Raw genomic sequence first — 16,589 nt, 5'->3', positions numbered from 1 at the left:
CGTGCAGCCAGGCCTAATCGCAGTTGTAGTAGTAGCAGCAACCCTCACACTCGCCCCGCCGGCCCCCGCTGCCCGCAGGTGGCGTTGGGCTGTCAGGGAATTCCATGACCACTCCTGGCAGTGCGCCGTCCCTGGACCCGCAGACTTTGAGCGAGGAGCCTAGAGCCGACGCACAAATTGCGCTTACGTCCAACCCAGGACCCGGTGCGCCCGGCAGGCCGGTTCCCGCTATCCGGTCGATACTGTCCAAGATCGGGAAGGCGTCGATGCCGCCGTAGCCGGCCAGAAGCTTGCCATCGTCCGACGTGCAGGCGTAGCCCGGGTTCGTGATGACCAGCCGTTTGCCATTGATCGTGCAGGTCATGCGGCCGGCGCGCAATATGCCGACGGTCTGGCCGGCTGCCACCAGCACTTCGATGATGCCGCCTCTCGCTCCGAGCACCATGTGCGGCGTCGCAACCTGCATGACGCCCCCTTTCGAAACCTGGCCGCCATAAAAACGGGCCAGGCCGCTGTTCATCCCGATGTCGATCTTTCCCGACCCGGAGCCCGGATTGTAGACGAACTCATCGATCGTCAGGCTGGTGTTTGGACCAATTTTGGCGCTCGATTCATCCCGGAACACCAGCATTCCGAGACCGGTGGGATTGCTGCGCAACTGGTCGCCGAGTTCGACGCCGGCGCCAACGTTCATCGTCCCGCCGTTATTGCGGACGATGATGGTCTGATAGGCCGTCATCGACCCGACCGTCTCAGCAGCGGATGGTGCCGCGAAGGCGAGGCAGGCGACAAAAATGACGATCTGAAGATACCTCATCGCGGCCTCTTTCAATTGAGCGTCAACGTATAGCTCATGAGCATTTCGAACGATTTTCGGTCGCGGTTGGCGAGGGCGAAGTTGGTTTTGCGGTAGGCGAGATCGACGCTGATCTTCTGCGCTTCCGTCAGCTGAAAATCGCTTTCCGAGGCAATGCGCCAGAAGTCGCTCTTGATATTTGTGCCGATGCCGACGGACAGATCGGGAGTGTCGCTGTGGCCGGCCGATAAGGCGATCTGGTGCGACCATGCGAAAAGATCCGGTACCTTCATCAACAGGCCGCCATAGCGGACCTCGCCCGTATAGCTGCGGCTGATTTCGCCCGATCCGGAAGCGAAGTCATTCGAGCCGACAAAGCGCAAGCCGAGCGCCTGGCCATTGCGGAAGCGGTAGCTGCCGCCTGCCTCATAGAAGACCCTGCTATCGGCGAAAATGCCTTGCGAGGCGCTTAGATCGATGTAGCCGCCACCGGCGAAGAGCGTCGTCTCGACCGTCGGGCGAACGACGAAACGTCCACTGAGGCCGATCCCGGTTTCGTAAATATCGCTGTCGAAACGATCCGTAACGGTGAACGCGGAAAGCAGCAGGCGCAGCGAATCGATCCCGCTGTTGGGCAGTCCCTTGTCCCAGGTAATTGCTGCGTTGCCGTGAATAAAAGTCTTCTCGCCACCCGGAACCGACAGGTCTTCCGTGAAGAGACGCTCTGTCGCGGTCAACGACCCCGAAAGAACGAGCGCGTCGGCACTTGGCGTGCCGAGGTCCCACCGCACAAAACCTTCCGCCTGCCCGTAAGGCGAGACGAAGCTGTCGTCGTCCTGCGCCCCGCCTGGCTCAAAATCGGTGAATGCGCTGAATACCCCGCCGGTCAGGGCGAGTTCCCAGGTGACGCCACGCAACGCGCGCTCGATGCGGGCGAGCAGGCGAACAGCTTCCTGTTGCTCACTTGCGGTCAGACCTCCGACTTCGATGCCGTACTGCACCTGCCGCCGGGCCAATTCATAGGACCCTACATGATAATACAACCGGCTGGCCGCAAGCCGGGCGCGCGCATCGCGCGGGTATTGGATCAGATACTGCTCGATCGAGGAGATCGCCTGATCGTATTGCCCAGCATTGACCGCAACCGTGACGAATTGGGCGAGCGTTCCATTGTCGGCCGGACTGGCGATGCGGGCCGCAAACGCATCGTCATAGGCCCCAAAAAGACCTTGTGCGCCGGCCGGCAACACGCCGGCACAAAGCAGCGCTGCGGCGACGCCGAAGATCGTTCGAAACGAAGATTGCATGCCGAGAACCCACCCCAAACCCGACTAGTGCGAGAGATTTAGCACGACTGCAAGAAAAAGGCGACTGAACGGTCGCCGGACTTATGCGAGTCCTCAGCAGCTGTTGCAGCTGCGCAACAAGATATCGGGTTTATTCCTATTTCGGCTGCGCTGATTGTCAAAAACTCTTCTCGACATTGCTGCACGTGATTGAAGTATTTGGCCCAAGGCTTAACAAACTCAAATCTCATCAGTAGTGGATCGCCCAGCCGAGAAGATTAATATTGGGTGGGCGATTCTGCGTATCTGGTCACCATGCTTCAAGGTGACCCACGGCTTCTCCAAAGGCCTTCCGTCGCGTTTCGCAGGGGGCGGAGAGCTGCCGGAGGTGCTTCTCACGACGCGTGTGCGATTCGGCCCGGGTCTTGCAATTTCTTTGAACGCGAGGTCAGCTCATTGCCCCAACTCCCAGGGACGCGTCACCGCACGCAGCTTGCTACAGCACGAGCATGGTTGCCAGCCCCAGCATCAGGCCCATGCCTACAATATCGGTCACGGTGGTGAGGAAGATCGCCGAGGCGACCGCCGGATCGGCGCCTACCCGGCGCAGGCTCAACGGGATCAGCACGCCGGAGATGCCGGACATGAGGCACGATCCGGACATGGCAAGCAGGATCACAAGTGCCAGCATCGGCGCCTGCGCCGCCGACGCCGGTTGCATCGAGGCATAGAACCACATCGCCGCAGCCGCAACAACGCCGACGAGCGCGCCGTTGGCGGCCGCGAGCGCGCCCTCTCTCATCACCAAGTGCAGCTTCGGTCGTTTGTCCACATCCCCCAGGGCAAGGCCACGCAGCGTCATAGCCAGTGCCTGGCAGCCGGTGTTTCCGCTCTGCCCGGCCAAGACTGGGAGAAACGCCGCCAGAGCGACGATCTTCTCGATCGTGCCTGTGAACGAACTGACCACGAATGCGGCCATGAAGGCCGTCAGGAGATTCAACTGCAGCCACGGATGACGCTTCAGGAAGGCTGAAAACAGCGGCGTAAAAGAGCGCTCCTCCTTCTGGAGGCCTACCATCTGTCCAGACTGGGCGGAAATCTCGATGATTTGCTGCTCGAACAATCGCCAGCCGCGAACCTGCCCGAGCAGCCGGTTCTCCGCATCCACCACCGGATAAACAGGATAGTGACGCCGTACCGCCGCCTTGCATGCGTTACTCAAAGAGAGACCGACATCAAGAGCGAACGGCCTGGGCAGCATGATGTGATCGACAATCGCGTCGGGTTCGCTCAGCATCAGATCGCGCAGGACCGCCAGGCCAACCAGTTTATTGCCCTTGTCCGTGACGTAGAGATAAGTGAGCTCGGTCGGCACCTGGGCGCCTCTGACAGCTTCCACCGCGGCAGCAACCGTCGTCCCGACAGGAACGCTGGCGGGGATCGGGTCCATCACCTCGACGAGCGACTCGGGGATCGCGAAACCCATGTCACCATCATGAGAGCTGATGGGCCGCATATGCAGTGGCAAATGCTCGGCCACCTTACGGGCGTGCCCGTCAGGCAACAGCTTTAGTGTGTCGCGGATGAACTCGGGAGACTCTCTAGCGAGCAATTCAGCTGCGTCATCAGGTGCTCGAGCACGCAGCGTGCGCACCAACTTCTGAACGCCGGTCTCTTCGTTCATATGATATGGCCCCCCAATTGAAAGTGAAAAAGTTGTGAAGTATCGGATCGCACCGGGGCGGAAATACGACAGTTCTTCCGGCCCAGCAGTCCGCCTTGTGGTTCTCGCAAGCGCCGCCTGCACGCTCCTAGCTTGAGAAGGCAAAGCAGACGTCTACATTTTGGGCGTGCCCTCGTCAGGTCAGCATGCGAGTGTCCGCGCTATTTCCCTCGCTTTTCAACCTTTAGATTTGGGAGGTCGGGTCGCTTGGATACCACACCGGCCTCCTTCAAGGCGGTGTATCCAACCTTTTTGAGGAGCTTCTCTGTTTTGGCGCGCTCCTTGTCCAGAGCGGTATCACCTTTGACCTTGGGCATCCGTCCTCTATTTGGCCGTTGTCGTTCGCCGGTAAATGAGATTGCCGGAAATGTCCCGCAGTGTCGTGCTTTGACCCGCGGCCGAGGACTGATTGAGGCGCTTTGCCGCCCGGCAGCCTTTGGGCGGGAAGCGGACGGGCGGGCTATTCCTGCTGGAATTGACAGGGCCAATTTTCTGGCCTCGTCATGCCAGAAGGCAACTCGGTCCGGGCGTCCCCGCAAGCCATGTTGAGCTGCCACTGGGACAGACCCGCCGAATTGGATAGATCGAGGCCCTCGATACGGGTCAGAAAGAAAAAAGCGCCCTCAAAGTCTATCGGTGCGGTGAACTTCGCTCCTCGGAAGTCCGCCCGCGCGAGATTGGCAAACGAAAAGTGGCTGCCGCTGATATCGGCGTCATGGAACTGCGCACGCCCCAATTCCGCCTTTGTGAAATCAACATTGACCAGATTGGCGTTCTGGAAATTCGAGCGCTGCACTTCCGCGCCCGTAAACACAGCGCCCTGCGCGTCCATCTGGCTGAAGTCGGTCCTGTACGCCTCGATTTTGTCGAACCGGGCGCCTTTGGCGGTCGAGCCGGCCAGGGAAGCGCGCACAAGCGTTGCCTTCTCAAAATTTGCCGCAAGGAGATTGCTGTTCCTGAGGTCGGTCGAAGTGAAATCAACACCGAACAGGTTTGCCCCGCTCAGGTCCTGTCCTTCCAGGATGAGAAGCTTTTTGTCACACTCCTGCCAATTGACGCCAGGCGTCGCGGCTGCGTAGCAATCTTGAGCGGCGGTGGCGTTTTGCCAAGCAAATACAGTGCAAACCGCCAGAACCAAGCCGGATCCGCCGTAAGCTCTGGTTCGTCTCAAAGTCATTGTTGCTGGACCCCTCTGCTACTCGCCGACAATCAACCTTACCACATCTGCTGACACTCGAGCCACGGTAACGACCGCCGTCACAGTTGCGCATCAACGATCCGCCGATAGCCAGCAGCAGCTTGCGAAATTATCGAGAGGTGGGGAAAGGCTTTGACGGTAGAGTGCTTTTTCGCGGATGCGCATGAGCGCCTCAAGTGCACGAACGAGGAGCGTGAGCAGCGCCTGGAGGAGCGTCTGACGCTCGCGAAGGAAATGACGGGGAGCGTAGATCCGTTGGATTTCATAGAAACCTGGATATCCCCCGGCCAGAGACACCATCCAAAGTTCGGTGGTGACCCTCCCAGCGCCGGCGGGGCGGAGAGCGACAGCTGAAGCGTGAGGCCGTGACAACCATAGTGACTGTCAACGAGCGCCTTCCCGTGGTTTGAGCCATCGGTCGTGTGAACCCATCCTGTTGCACGTCGTAGCCGCCGATTGCCGCACGAATCGCTGGAAGTCTTTCGAAGCTGAAATTCTTGGGTTACGTGTGACAGGTGGCATCCCCAGAAGGTGAATCGACGAACGGACTGACGACTATGTCGATCCAAAGGCACATACTTTCGGGAAAGCGCTCAATTCACAAAACAAAGAGTTCGGCGTAAGCCGTGAGTTATTGGTGGGCCCGGAGGGCGAACGGAAACTGTTGATTTTGCTGAATTTTGGTGGGCCAAAATCTGAAAGGTCCCGTATCATTCCGTATGCTCCCGCGACCCCAAACTGCCGACCATAGCTGACCTCGTTTTGCAAACGTTGGGAGACAGGGTCCAGAACGGCGGAAATGGGGACGGTTGCAGATCGGCAGCTGCGGCAACAGCGCGCGACCAGCCGACGGTCTAGCGCCTCGATATGCCGATGAGACTTGGGAAGTAACAAACAAGCGGCAGCTTGCAGGCAGTTGTAATCGGTGGAATGGATTTACGAGTCGAGGCGCCGGACCAGGACGGGCTCACTTGCCTCGAAGTTCAGCCTGTTGGAATGGCGCGGAAGAACGAGTAGCGGTATCTAACGAGCCGGCGGCCCCTCGATGTTTGACCGCTCGTCCTGCAACTCTCGTATGTCGTCCCGCAAAGTGGTGGCGCTACCGACCACTTCGTTCCGCATTGTTTAAACAGCGTATGACTCGTTACAGTCAAATTTTTTTCTGAGCTGCGAAAGGCCGACACTAGAACCGTCAAAAAATTACGCTTTTGATTTTAACGGAAAATCGCCGCAAGAAATATTTTGAGGTTTCACCAGCTATGGGATCAATCGAGCGATTTTTGGACCTTGCGGCATTCGATGGCCTACCGAACCGCCTCAAAAAGTACCGTCACCTCTTCGGTTGACCCACTCGTTGATCGGCCGTCATACGAGCCCTATGCTGGCACGCTGGCCTATCCTGCCGATTGTAGCTGCCAACCAAGATGTTGTCGGTCACCTCGCTGAAAAAGTACACCCAGAAATAGTCAAGCCATCAGGAGCAAATAGGTCATAAGGTGGCCTTGCGGTCCTCCTTCCCGGAGCGGTTTCGCTTGCCTGTTCAAACTCGGACGGCTGTTACCCAAACACCGCAGTGGGTATTTTATGTGCCATTTTTGCGACATTCTATAGAATTTTGCTTGAATTCAGCGTTTTAGCGGTCACTAAATCAATAAGTGCTCCCATATTTTGCAAATTTGTGAACAATCACGGTTGAGTTGTAACGCCTGGCAATAATGGCGCAGGGGAACGTTGGGGTGGGGTGAAATGAATACGACATCTATGTCGGCGATAGGCAAGCGCCTCGGCCTGCTGACGACGGTCGCCATATTGAGTTGTGGGAATGCTCACGCGCTCACTCTCCAGGAGGCGATGGCGGTTGCCGTGGAGTCCAACCCCGAAATTGGCCAAGCGATCGAAAACCGCGAAGCAATCGAATTCGAGCTACGCCAAGCGAAGGGACTTTATCTTCCCAGCGTCGATGTCGAGGCGTCGGCGGGGGTTCGTCGTCTCGACAATTCCTCCCGGCGTTCGCTGTCCATAGAGGATGACGCGCTCTATCCGGCGGAAGCCGATGTCGTTGTCACGCAGACGCTTTATGACAGCGGCGCAAGGCGGGCGGAACTGAACCGTCAGGCGTCGCGGGTCGACGGCGCATCGTTCCGGGTGCTGGAACGGTCTGAATTCATTGGACTGTCTGTCGTCCAGGACTATCTCGAATACATGCTGCAGGCTTCGATCGTTTCAGAAGCGAAGAAGAATCTGGGCTTTCACCAGGCAATCCTCGGCGACATCCGGCAAGGTATTGCAGGCGGCGCGTTGAACGAGGCTGATCGCCAGCAGGCCGAGGAGCGGCTGTTCGCTGCCAAGGCACGTATGCAGGAGGCGACCGAAGAACTGGAGGCTTCCAAGATACGGTTCTTCAAGACGGTCGGTAAGCCGCTGACCAACGCGTCAAGGCCAGGCGATGTCTCGAGCGCGCTGCCAAGGTCGCTCGACGACGCGCTAGGGCTGGCGCGACAGAACAATCCGCGCGTCCACATGGCCAACAGCGATATCGACGCCGCCGCCTCCCTGGTGGATGCGGCGCGGGCGAAATTCGGGCCCTCCGTCATCGCCGAAGGCCGCGCCCGCGGCGGCTATGACATCGACGGCGACGATGGCGACGCTAGCGACCTGCAGGCGCGGCTGGTGCTGCGCTGGAACCTCTATCGCGGCGGCATCGACAAAGCCAACGAGCAAGAGCAGGTCCGCCGCACCAGCGAGCAGCGCCTTGTGCTGCACCAGGTTCTGCGCGAGATCGAGGAAGCCGTCCGTACGTCATGGGATCGCCGCTTCCGGCAGGCCGATCTGGCAAAGACATTGAAGCTTCAGGCTGCCGCCAACGAAAGGCTGGTGGCGTCCTATCGCGAGCAGTTCAAGGTCGGACAGCGCTCGCTGCTCGACGTGCTCGACGCGCAGAACACGCGGTTCAACACAGCTACGCTTGCCGACACCGCATCCTACGCGTCGCTTTTCGCGCAGTACCGGCTGCTGGCGGCAACCGGGCAGTTGCTGAAGACCATGAATCTTCAGCCGGCAAAACAGGCCACCGCCTATGCCAAGGCCGAGTTCAATGCGCCTGAAACGGCCGACACCGAAACGTATGGGCGCACGCCGTCGGAGCAGACGAACGATCTGCCTTTCGACATCCTCGCACCGGTAAGAAAGAAGTAGGAAGGTCAAGGACGAACGATAGTCCTGCGGGCCGATCGTGAACCCACAACCCAAAATCCTCTCCCCAAAAGAGGCGTTCAAGGCCTGCTTCTCCGCTGTTGCCGGGTACCTCGGCAGGCCGAGTTCCGAGACCGTGCTGTTTGCCGGCGTGCCGCTGTCAGACACCCGCATCGATATCGACGCCATCCGGCATCTTGCCGAACGCATCGGTCTTGAAATCACGGAATTCAGCCATCGCGACTTTCTTCGCGGACGCATCGACCTTCCCGCCATTCTGTTTCGCGTCAGCCAGTTGCCGGTTGCGCTGCTTGCCCAGACCGAGGACGGTGGATTTACGACCGCTCCCCAGGAAGACGGGCGCACCACAATTAGCAAATCCGAGTTTTCCGGAAGTTATATTAGTGGCGGCGTTTCCTTCTCGATAACCTATGCCAACGCAGTAGAGGCGATGAGCGTCGGTTCGGCGGCCAAGATCGAGCGGCGACATTGGCTGACCGGCACGATGGGGCCGTTCTGGCGCACCTATTCGAAGGTCATCCTGTCGGCGGTATTCATCAATCTGCTGGCTCTTGCCTCACCGATCTTCACCATGAACGTCTACGACAGGATCTTGCCGAACAAGGCGATATCGACGCTCTGGGTGCTGTCGATCGGGATCGGCGCGGTCATTCTGTTCGACCTGCTCTTGAAGACCGCCAGAGCGTCACTGATCGACTATGCCGGGCGCAAGGCCGATCTTCGCATCTCCTATATGCTTTTCGAGAAGGTGCTGAATTCGTCCTTGTCGGCAAGGCCCGGCTCAACCGGCGAATATGCAAATCGGGTGACCCAGTACGAGTTCGTGCGTGAGTTTTTCACGTCGAACACCATCAGCGTCTTCATCGACACAGCGTTCGTCTTCGTCTTTCTTCTTGTCATCTATGCGATAGGCGGTTGGCTGGTCGTCATACCGGCCATTGCCTTTGTGGCCTCGGTGATCGTCGGGCTGATCACGCAACGGCGCATCGGCAAACGCGTTGCCGCTTCCATGAACGAGGCTTCGCAGCGCCAGGCCCTGCTGGTGGAATCCATCTCCACGCTGGAAACGATCAAATCGCTGCGCGCAGAGGCTTACCTTCTGCGAAAATGGGCGGAGCATTCCAAGAACGCATCCAACACGTCCGAGAAGATCAAACAGCTTTCGGCTGCCGCCGGCAACATAACCCAAGCCATCCAGCAGATGGTCACCGTCGCTTTGATCGTGGCCGGCGCCTATGCCTTTTCGGAAGGGCATGTCTCGACCGGCGCCATCATCGGCACCGTCATGCTGGCAGGCCGGGCGGTGGCCCCGCTTGGGCAGATTGCGATCACCTTGTCCAGACTTCGCCAGGCGATGCTGTCCCTGCGAATGGTGAATTCGATCATGGCGCAGCCTGAGGATCGGCCGGACACGGTTGGTTTCGTCAACCGCCCCATTCGCAACGGTGCAATGGCATTCAGGAATGTCGGCTTTGTCTACCCGGGTTCCGAAAACGAAGTGCTGACCGGCCTGAATTTCTCGGTGAAGCCCGGTGAGCGGATTGGCATCATCGGCCGCATAGGCTCGGGAAAGACGACCATGGGGAGGCTGATCGGCAGGCTTTTCCTGCCGACCTCCGGCGAGCTGCTGCTGGACGGGATCGACATCCGCCAATACCACCCATCTGAGGTTCGCGCCGCGGTCGGGATCGTCGCGCAAGCCAACGATCTATTTTCCGGCACCATCAAGGAAAATCTCCTGATGGCGTGCCCGGAGGCGACCGATGAGCAGATCGTCGAGGCGGCCAAGGCTGCCGGCGTCGACGACTTCGTCTCCCGCCATCCGCGAGGCTACGACATGAATGTCGGCGAGCGCGGCACCAATCTCTCGGGCGGTCAGAGGCAGACAATGGCAATTGCCCGCCTGTTGCTGACCAAACCGAAAATCGTGTTCCTGGACGAGCCGTCCGGCTCGATGGATCTGGCTTCCGAGCGCCAGCTGATCAAGCAGCTCAAAGTGGCTTTCGATCGCAACACGACCCTGATCGTATCGACGCACCGCTTCAGCATGCTCGAGCTGGCCGACCGCCTGATCGTCATCGAGCAGGGCAAGATCGTTGCCGATGGACCGAAAGACCAAGTGATACAAGCGCTGCAGAAAACAAGCGCCTGACGAACAGAATTATGCGTGAACACAGCACGTTGGGACGTGGTAAATGCTAGCCAGGGAAGACCGTCCGCCGCTTTTTGCGTCGGCTTCGATATTCATTATCGGGGCGCTTTTTGCGAGTTCGGTAGCCTGGGCATCCTTCGCCGAGGTCGATGAAATCGCACGCGGCGACGGCAAGATCATACCGGCGTCGAAGACCCAGATCATCCAGGCCAGCGAGCCGGGCGTGGTTCAGGAAATCGCCGTGACGATCGGTCAGGTCGTCAAGAAGAATGACCTCATCATTCGTCTCGACAACACCTTCAACACTTCCAGCCTTGGCGAGCAGCAGGCCAAGGCGCGGGCGCTGCAGACGCGCATTGCACGGCTCCAATTCGAACAGACCGGCAGCCTCGAGGGCGCGTTTCCCTGTCCGTCAGAGATCCAGAAGGTGGCGCCGGAAATCTGTGACAACGAGCAGAAGCTGCTAATCGCGCGGCGCGATAACTTCGAAGTCAAACTGTCGGTTCTAAAGTCGCGGCTCGATCAGCGTGAGAAGGAACTCGACGAAGCCAACGCCAATGCCGATCGCCTCACCAAGAACCTGGCCGTCAGCGACCAGGAGGCGAAGCTGGTCGAAGCGATGGTCAAGAAAGGCCTGATGGCGCGAACCGAGCAGCTCCGCGTCGAGCGCGAGCAGACCGAGCTCAATGGTCAGCTGACGCTTGCCGGAGAGACCATCAAGAAAGCCAGGTCTGCCATCACGGAAGCCAAGCTTCAGGTCGACGAACTTGGCCTCCAGCTGCAACAGGAAGCGCTCAGCGATCTGACGCAGGCGCTGGCCGATCTCTCGGTGGTGGACGAGACGATACGCGGTGCCACCGACAAGGTGGCGCGTACCGATATCCGTTCGCCTGTCGATGGTATCGTCAACACGCTTGACATCAACACGGTCGGCGCCTTCGTCCAGCCCGGCGCGGTCGTCGCGGGTATCGTGCCGACGTCCGAGACCCTGCTGGTCGAAGCCCGGGTCTCACCGCGGGACGTCGCCTTCATCCGGCCGGGCCAGGATGCCCTGATCAAGGTGACCGCCTATGACTTCTCGATTTTCGGCGGCATCGAAGGCAAGGTCTCGAACATCACTGCCGACAGCCTGGTCGACCAGAAGACCGGCGAACCCTATTATCAGGTCCGTGTCGCCACCGACAAATCGACGCTGACACGCGACGGCAAGACCTATTCGATCATCCCCGGCATGATCTGTTCGGTCGACATCAAGACCGGACGCAAAACGATTCTCACCTACCTTATGAAGCCGATCAACAAGGCGCGAGAGGAGGCAATGAGTGAGCGATAGCGCGGTCTCCCTTCCTGCCGATCGCGACCGGCTGCTGCCACCGCTGGCGGCAGAGGATTTCGGACTGGAGTTCCGGGTTGTGGCGCGTGGCGGCATGCGCCGCGGCATTCGTCTGGAACGGGCGTTCTGGACATCGCTGAAGCAGATGGCGGAAAGCCGCAAATGCACGATCGGCACACTGATCGAGGAAATTGCAGAGAGCCACGCCAACGCCGGAAACCTGACATCGGCAATTCGCGTAGCCTGCATGCGTGGATTGGCCGACCAAAACCTCACCTTGCAGAGGCTCGCGTCGATCAAGACCATCAGCGCCATTCTCGTGGCCTGTCCCTCGCCGGCCTTTGCCCTGGCATCGTCGAAGAAGATCCTGACCTTCAATGCGCCGTTCCAGCAACTGGTGCGGCGGCAATTGCCGGTGGCGCCGAACGAGGACGCGCGCCAGGATCTCAAGCTGGCGCTGGACCTCAATGTCGCCGACATATTCGCTAGGCTCGACGCCAATGGCGAGACGCCGGTCGCGACCGGTTTCGTCATAGGCGCCGGCGACCGCCGCTACCGCGGTCAACTGAGCGCGGTGCGGGCGCCGGTGGTCGAGCCGGAACTGCTGATGGCGTTCGTCTTCGGCGGCTAGAGCAATTCCGGGAAAGTGTGAGCGGTTTTCGTGGAAAATTGCGTCAAACAAGAGATAGAGCGCTCAAGACTCTCTGATGGGAGCTTACGGCTGCACACCTTCACCAGGCGCGACCGTCGAAAGGCCGCCCTTGATATCGGCTATTTGAGCAGAACCGGTCTTCGCGCCATGGATCCACGCGCGATCGGTGCTGAACGAATACAGCGGCACGTAGGTCGGCAGGTCTGTGTCGCGGGAAACTACATTGCTCAAACTGTCGAGAATGAAGACGCCGCTGCCGGTGCTGACCGACAGCACGGCGTGAAAGAAACCGCGCTTGCGGTCCTGCAAGACAACCAGCGACATGCTCTGAGCCGGGATGCCTGCATGCAGCAGCGCGGCCATCTTGAGGATGGCGAAATCCTCGCAATCGCCGGCCCGCCGCTCGAGGATTTCCGAGGGCTTGGCCCAGTAGTCGAGCTTGCCGTAAACCACGCTGTCCTTCTTGTAGGCGATGGCGCGATTTATACTTGAGTTGACGAAGGACAGCTTGTCGATGAAGCGCTTGTCCCGGGCCGCCTCGACGATCCCGGCAAAGGTGCTGTTCTTGCGCTCGCATGCACTGCCCGCGGTGCAGTCGACAATTGCCTTGTAGACAGGCGCCCAGCGCGCCGACACCGGGAAATTGCGCATCGACAGGGCAACCGAGCCGAACACGCCGGGAATGATCGCCGCCGTCTGGATCGGGTCGATCCCGGTGTCGTCCTGCGCGATCGAAGGGCCGCGCTTTTCATAAACGGCAACAGGACCATAGCTGCCGAAAATCATACCGATCCTGTAGGCCGAAACGGGCTGCCAGGGTTGCGGTCGAGCCAGCGAAACGCCGCCGAGACTTGGCGGGGTTTCGACCCTCGCCAGCATTGCTGCGACAGCGCGGTTATCCTCGGCAACGGCGCTTGCGGAGGATGGCTGCGGCAGGCTTGCAATGCCCATTGCCAGCAGGAGCAGCTTGAGCCCGGTTATCCCCGGGGCAGATTTTTCTTTTTTCATAACGCCCACCTTTGACTGCGGACGCTACCAATCTTGTCTCAAATTACTGGAAAGGAAGGTGGATAAGTTTCTCGCAAACAGTAACATCTATTTTGCGTAAAATTTTATTCAAATTTATACTTCTGCGTACCATCCCATCCCGATTGGAGGATATCAAACGGACAATGGGCCGGCCTATGTATATCAGGTTATATGTTCTGGATTTACCACGTGTAAAAAATGCCGAGACTGGCATATCAGAATATATGAAAGCGGTTGCAGGACAGTTGCAAAGCAGAGGCCGTCACTGTCTCTTTCCGGGAAATACCGGAGGGGTTTGGTTATGACGAACAGTAACGAATTGGACACCGTCTCGAATTCTTGGGACCAGCATTCTCCCGATGAACATGGCGGCTCGCCGTCGCAGGCAGTGACGCAGGTAGCGCAGGCCGCTCAAGCAGCGCCTGCCGAGCCCGTACCGGTCGATGTCGGCAGCGGCGCGCCCGTCAAGCAAGATGCACCCGCCGAGGCAAAGGCCCCGGCGGCAGCTGCGCCCCACGAATACGTGGCCGACGCCAGCAACGTGGTAAAGCTTCCGGCCAACGTCTCGATCGACAACATCAAGGTCGATGGCCACAACCTCGTGCTGGAACAGGCTGATGGCTCGGTGATCGTGATCAAGGATGGCGCGCTCAACGTGCCGACCTTCATCATCGGTGACGTCGAGGTGCCGCGCGTTGCCTTGCTGGCAGCGCTTGAAGCAAGCCATGTCGATGTCGCCTTCGGTGCCGATGGCTCGATATCGGCCGGCCCGGGCGGTTCGAACTCAAGTGCAGGTGGAGACTTCTCGGTTCCCCCCGGTGGCATCGGCGACGGGTTTGACCTGTCGGCATTGTTGCCGCCCACGGCTCTGCAATTTGGGCTTCTGGATCGGCGCGAACTCTTCCCGTCTGTCGTCGACAGGCCGGTTTCAGTGGTGGCCACATCATTGCTCACCCCGGACCAGGCGGCTAGCGAAACCGGTATCGACGGCGGTCCGTCACAATCACCCGGCAGCGACGCGCCGAGTAGCGCGGAAACCTCTGGCATCGGAACGATCACCATCGACGCGCCGGATGGTATCGGGTCGATCGTCATCAACGGCGTCACCGTTACCGGCGTCGGCCAGCAGATCCTGGGGGATTTTGGCTACCTGACGATCGTCTCCTACAATCCGAGCACGGGTGCTATCGAATACAATTACACGGTGACCGAATCGGTCACTCATCCCATTCAGGGGGACGGATTCAATCCCAACGACACGGTTCCGGACAATTTCAGCATCACCGTCACGGATGTCGACGGCGATACGGCCAGCACCACCTTTGCCGTCGCCATTGTCGACGACGTGCCGACGGCGGTTGCCGACACGGACAGCATCGCCGCCGCCCAGTTTGGCCCCGCGACGGGCAATGTGCTTGTCGGCGGTACGGACGCGGCCGACGCGAACACCACGGACGGCGTTGCCGACACCAAGGGCGCCGATGGCGCGGCGGTGGTTGGCGTTGCGGCCGGCAACACCAATGCCGCTGTCGACGACGCGGCCACGCTTGGCACGCAGATCCAGGGCGCCTACGGCAAGCTGACGCTCGCTGCCGACGGCACCTACAGCTATGTTCGCGATGCCGGCACGCCCGGTGGCGTGAACGACGTCTTCACCTACACCATCAAGGACGGCGACGGCGACACCTCGCACACCACGCTGACGATTTCGATCGGCGATGGAACGCCGACCGTATCGATCCCGGTAGCGGGCGGCGCCGACACGACGGTCTATGAGGCTGGCCTGCCGGCGCGCGCTGGCGAGCCTTCGGGCTCGAACGAGCCTGCGACCTCGGAAACGACCTCGGGTACGATCGGCTTCACGTCGCCGGACGGCCTGACGACGGTGTCGCTGGGCGGCCATGTACTGACCGGTATCCCGACGGCGTTCGCCGACGGGACGACAGGCACGCTGACGGCAAGCTATGTCTACAATCCGGCGACCGGCCTCGGCACGATCAGCTACTCCTACACGCTCATCGACAACACGCTGACCGATCCGTCGAGCACCAGCTTCGCGGTGGTGGTGACCGACGCCGACGGCGATCCGGCGCCGGCCGGCAATCTGGTCATCAACATCGTCGACGACGTGCCAACAGCGGTTGCCGATACAAATGGGATCATCGAGGGTGGTTTGCTGACGGTGTCGGCAGTGGCCGGCGTGCTGGCCAACGACGTTGCCGGCGCGGACGACTTCTCAGCCGGTGGTGGCGTTGTGGGTGCGCGCGCTGCCGGCGGCGATACCACGACAGCAGTGATGACGGGTGTTGGTACCAGCATAGCTGGTCTGCACGGCACGCTCACGCTAGAGGCGGATGGCAGCTATACTTACCAGTCGACGGCCAACGCCATCACGTCGAACACAACGGACACCTTCGTCTACACCATCATGGATGGCGACGGCGACCTGTCGACGACGACCCTGACCATCAACCTGTCGGACAGCGGCCTGGCCGCTTCCAACGACGACCTGACGGTCAACGAGGCGGCGCTGCCGATCGGCAGCAACCCGTCGAGCACCGCTGAGACCATTGCCGGCACCGTCGTCGACAATGTGTCGGGCGGCACCGGACCCTACACCTACGCACTGCTGAGCAGCGCCACCGGCGTGCACGGCACGCTGACCTTCAATGCCAACGGCACCTACAGCTACACGCTGACCTCGCCGGTCGACGGCCTCGACGCCAACAACGGCGCCAACACCGTCAACAACGTCGAGACCTTCACCTACCAGGCCACCGACGCCAACGGCAACACGATCACCAACACCATCACCATCGACGTCATCGACGACGTGCCGTCGGCGAACTCAAACACCAACAGCGGTGTCGAGGGCGCCATCGTGACCGGCAACGTGCTGACGGATGCCACGGACGACGTGTTCGGCGCCGACGGTGCGGCGGCCGGCGGCGTTGTCGGCGTTCGCGTTGCGGGCGGCGACACCACGACGGCGGTGACGACGGGTATCAACACGGCGATCAACGGCAGCTTCGGCACGCTGACGCTGCAGGCCAACGGCACCTACAGCTATGACGGCCTGCCCAACGTGGTCCCGCCGGCAGGCGCGACGGAGACCTTCGTCTACACCATCATGGATGGCGACGGCGACCTGTCGACGACGACCCTGACCATCAACCTGTCGGACAGCGGCCTGGCCGCTTCCAACGA

Annotated in this window: 10 protein-coding genes; 5 read left to right on the top strand and 5 right to left on the bottom strand. The window is 60.1% G+C overall.

The genetic code is table 11. The annotated features are described in order from the left end of the window. Positions 1 to 13: 13 nt before the first annotated feature. The 4 genes from NKH35_RS07005 to NKH35_RS06990 all read right to left on the bottom strand — a co-directional run bounded on the left by NKH35_RS07005 (position 14) and on the right by NKH35_RS06990 (position 4,982). Positions 14 to 832 (bottom strand): FecR family protein, encoded by an 819-nt coding sequence (locus NKH35_RS07005; RefSeq protein ID WP_352913930.1) that lies wholly within the window; start codon positions 830 to 832, stop codon positions 14 to 16. After that, positions 829 to 2,121, bottom strand: coding sequence for a tetratricopeptide repeat protein (locus NKH35_RS07000; protein WP_352913928.1), 1,293 nt, complete (start codon positions 2,119 to 2,121; stop codon positions 829 to 831). The genes NKH35_RS07005 and NKH35_RS07000 overlap by 4 nt, the downstream gene beginning before the upstream one ends. A gap of 457 nt (positions 2,122 to 2,578) precedes the next feature. Continuing rightward, positions 2,579 to 3,766: a magnesium transporter gene (locus NKH35_RS06995; RefSeq protein ID WP_352852853.1), complete on the bottom strand. Its 1,188-nt coding sequence runs from the start codon at positions 3,764 to 3,766 to the stop codon at positions 2,579 to 2,581. A gap of 499 nt (positions 3,767 to 4,265) precedes the next feature. Beyond that, on the bottom strand, positions 4,266 to 4,982 hold the full coding sequence (locus tag NKH35_RS06990) for a pentapeptide repeat-containing protein (protein WP_352761701.1): 717 nt from the start codon (positions 4,980 to 4,982) through the stop codon (positions 4,266 to 4,268). Positions 4,983 to 6,749: 1,767 nt separating this feature from the next. Between NKH35_RS06990 and NKH35_RS06985 the strand changes: the two genes are divergently transcribed. From NKH35_RS06985 to NKH35_RS06970, 4 genes are read left to right on the top strand one after another with little or no spacing between them, the layout of a single operon-like run. Beyond that, entirely contained in the window at positions 6,750 to 8,198 is a 1,449-nt protein-coding gene (locus tag NKH35_RS06985) for a TolC family protein (RefSeq protein ID WP_352852852.1), read from the top strand. Between the two features lie 37 nt (positions 8,199 to 8,235). After that, positions 8,236 to 10,368, top strand: coding sequence for a type I secretion system permease/ATPase (locus NKH35_RS06980; protein ID WP_023691465.1), 2,133 nt, complete (start codon positions 8,236 to 8,238; stop codon positions 10,366 to 10,368). Positions 10,369 to 10,411: 43 nt separating this feature from the next. Then, the gene (locus tag NKH35_RS06975) at positions 10,412 to 11,701 is read left to right on the top strand and encodes an HlyD family type I secretion periplasmic adaptor subunit (protein ID WP_023681070.1); all 1,290 of its coding nucleotides are present in this window, start codon (positions 10,412 to 10,414) and stop codon (positions 11,699 to 11,701) included. Further along, positions 11,691 to 12,332 carry a ribbon-helix-helix domain-containing protein gene (locus tag NKH35_RS06970; protein ID WP_023681069.1) on the top strand — a complete coding sequence of 214 codons (642 nt, stop codon included), beginning with the start codon at positions 11,691 to 11,693 and terminating at the stop codon, positions 12,330 to 12,332. Before NKH35_RS06975 ends, NKH35_RS06970 begins: the two co-directional genes overlap by 11 nt. A gap of 84 nt (positions 12,333 to 12,416) precedes the next feature. Here NKH35_RS06970 and NKH35_RS06965 read toward each other — a convergent pair whose 3' ends face one another. Then, positions 12,417 to 13,361, bottom strand: a complete 945-nt coding sequence (locus tag NKH35_RS06965; protein WP_023733228.1) for a transglutaminase-like cysteine peptidase — start codon at positions 13,359 to 13,361, stop codon at positions 12,417 to 12,419. A gap of 322 nt (positions 13,362 to 13,683) precedes the next feature. Here NKH35_RS06965 and NKH35_RS06960 point away from each other — a divergent pair. After that, positions 13,684 to 16,589 (top strand): beta strand repeat-containing protein (locus NKH35_RS06960; RefSeq protein ID WP_352913924.1); only part of this gene is annotated, 2,906 nt, incomplete at its 3' end.

The organism is Mesorhizobium sp. M1143 (assembly GCF_040318435.1).
In the GTDB taxonomy this organism is placed as follows: domain Bacteria; phylum Pseudomonadota; class Alphaproteobacteria; order Rhizobiales; family Rhizobiaceae; genus Mesorhizobium.
The sequence above is the reverse complement of the archived record's forward strand: the minus strand, read 5'-3'. Positions and strand labels throughout refer to the sequence as shown.